The 2956-nt window shown below is 73.6% G+C and carries 1 protein-coding gene; it reads right to left on the bottom strand.

Annotation, left to right across the window (positions count from 1 at the left end; genetic code table 11):
* The coding region (locus P409_RS30690; RefSeq protein ID WP_238578810.1) for an amino acid adenylation domain-containing protein at window positions 1-2583 on the bottom strand (2583 nt) is incomplete at its 3' end.
* Window positions 2584-2956: the final 373 nt, after the last annotated feature.

Consider the following 2956-nt stretch of genomic DNA (forward strand, 5'->3'; position numbering starts at 1 on the left):
GGTCGGCAGCAGCGGCAGCGCCGCCAGCACCACGATCCGCGACGGCACCATGTATTCCGGCACCAGCGCCGACAGATGCGCCTTCAGCTCCGCCTCGAGGCCCTCGCCCGCCTCCGGCACCGCCACATGCGCCACCAGGCGCTTGCCGCCCGGCGACGCCACGGCCGACACCACCGCACCTCGCACTGCGGGATGCGACAGCAGCCGCGCCTCGACCTCACCCGGTTCGATGCGGTAGCCGCGGATCTTCACCTGATGGTCGGCCCGGCCGAGATACTCGACCGATCCGTCCGGCCGCCACCGCACCACGTCGCCGGTCCGGTACATCCGGCCGCCGGGCTCGCCATACGGGTCCGGCACGAACCGCTCGGCCGTCAGGTCCGACCGCCCGATATAGCCCCGCGCCAGGCCGAAGCCGCCGATATAGAGCTCGCCCGCCACGCCGACCGGCACCGGCTGCAGCCGCCCGTCCAGCACATAGGCCCGGCGGTCGCCGACCGGCCGCCCGATCGGCACATAGGCGCCGTCGCAGGCCGTGTCGGCCAGCCCCTTCCAGACCAGCGGCGTCACCACCGCCTCGGTCGGGCCGTAGCCGTTGATCAGCGCGCGCGGCCGCAGCGCCCGGCGCACCCGGTCGTATCCCGCGGCCGGCATCGCCTCGCCGCCGAAGGAGTAGAGGTCGACCGGCGGGCGGCGGCCGGTCTGTTCGGCCCAGGCCGCCATCTCGTTGATGTAGACCGGCGGGAAGCCGGCATTGGTGACGCCGTGCCGGCCGATCGCCGCCAGGGTCTTCTCCGCCGGCCACAGGCTCTCGTCCCGCAGCACCAGGCTGGCGCCGCAGGTCAGTGCCGTGAGCCAGCGCTCATGCGCGCCGTCGAAGCTGAAGGCGATGAAGTGGAACTCGCGCGACGTCTCGTCCATGTCGTAGAGCGGCGCGGTCACCCGGCAATGCATGGCCAGCGGGCCATGGGCGACGGCGACGCCCTTGGGCTTGCCGGTCGACCCTGAGGTGTAGATCACATAGGCGAGATTTTCCGGGTGCAGCGCCACCGCCGGCCCCGCCTCGGCCTCGCCGGCCTCCGCCTCGACCAGGATGCGCTGCAGCCCCTCCGGCAGCCGCCCGGCCAGCGAGGCCTGGGTCAGAACCAGCCGCAGGCCGCTATCGGCCGCGACTTCCGCCAGCCGCGCCGCCGGTGTGTCCGGCGCCAGCGGCACATAGGCGCCGCCCGCCTTCAGTACCGCCAACAGCGCCACCAGCAGCTCGACCGAGCGTTCCAGAACCACCCCGACCAGCACATCCGGCCCGACGCCGGCCGCGACCAGCCGGTGCGCCAGATGGTTGGCCCGCCGCTCCAGCTCGCCCCGGCCGACCTCGCGGTCGTCGAAGATCACCGCGGTCCGGCCCGGCTCGGCCGTCGCCCAATGGGCGATCCAGTCCTGCACCGACCGGTACGGCTCCGCCTGGTAGGGCTCGGTCTGCCAAGCCGTGATCTGGGCGAGATCCACCTCCGCCAGCAGCGACAGGGAGCCGAGCACGGCATCCTCGCCGCCGACCAGACGATCGAGCAGCGCGTCGAGATGGCGGGCCAGCGCCTCGACCTGCGCCGGCACGAAGGAGTCGCGGCGATAGCCATAGACGATGTCGAGCGTGTCGCCGGCCTGGACTGCCAGCGACAGCGGGTAATGCGTCGCCTCCACCGTCTCCGCGGCCGACACGCGCAGGTCACCGCCGGCACGGGCGGCGTGATCGATCGGGTAGTTCTCGAACACCAGCAGCGTGTCGAACAGGCCGCCCTGCCCGCCCCAGCGCTGGATGTCGGCGAGCGCCGTGTGCTCGTGCTCGTGCAGCGCCAGCATGACGTCCTGCACTCCGCGCAGCCAGTCGCCGACCCTGGCCTCCGGGTCGGGCTGCTGGATCACCGGCAGGGTGTTGATGAACAGGCCCAGCAGCGCCTCGGCGCCCGGCAGCTCGGCCGGGCGGCCGGCGACGGTGGCGCCGAAGGCGACGCTCGGCTGGCCGGTGTAGCGCGACAGCAGCAGCGACCAGGCGCCCTGCACCAGCGTGTTGAGGGTGATGCGCTGGCGCCGGCAGAAGGCGGTCAGCCGGGCGGTGCGATCGGCGTCGCGGCGGGTGGCGAGGACGCCGTGCCCGTCGCTCTTCTCCACCGGGGCCGGCAATGCATCGGCGAGGCGGGTCGGCGCCTCCAGCCGGGCCAGCTGGCCGCGCCAGAACGACTCGTCCGCCGCAGTGTCGCGGCTGGCCAGCCAGGCGATATGGTCGCGATAGCGGCCCGGCCCCGCGGCCGGCGCCGCGCCGTGATACTGCGACAGCACCTCGCCGATCAGCCGCGCCGTGCTCCAGCCATCCATCAGGATGTGATGGAAGGTCCAGACCAGCCGGTGCCGGTCCTCCGCCATCTGCAGCAGCAGCACCCGCATCAGCGGTGGCGCCGAGAGATCGAAGCCGCGCTCGCGTTCCCAGCGGGCGATCTCGGCGATCCCCGGCTCGTCGAGACCACGGCCGTCGCGGATCTCGACCGGCGTCGGCACACCGCGCCGCACCAGCTGCAGCGGCGCGGCCAAGCCGCCATCCCACAGGAAGCCGGTGCGCAGTATGTCGTGCCGCTCGATCGCGGCCTCCCACGGGCCCGGGTGAAGCGGCCGGCGTCGAGCGGCCCGTCGAAGGTCGCCAGCACTTGGTTGACGTAGACCCCGGCCTCGGCCGCGTGCAGGGCGTGGAACAGCAGCCCCTGCTGCAGCGGCGACAGCGGATAGGCGTCGGCGATTTCGGTGGCCGGGACCGGCAGGGCGTCGATCTGCGCCTGGCTCAGCCCGGCCAGCGGCAGGTCCGACGGCGTTGGGCGCCCCGGCCTCCGGATGTCGGCAGCCGGCGCCTGGACAGCCGCCGTCGGCGCGCGGCGTGCCGCAGCGGCCAGGGCCCGGACGGTCTGGTGCT

This window comes from Inquilinus limosus MP06 (genome assembly GCF_000767795.1).
Taxonomy (GTDB): domain Bacteria; phylum Pseudomonadota; class Alphaproteobacteria; order DSM-16000; family Inquilinaceae; genus Inquilinus; species Inquilinus limosus_E.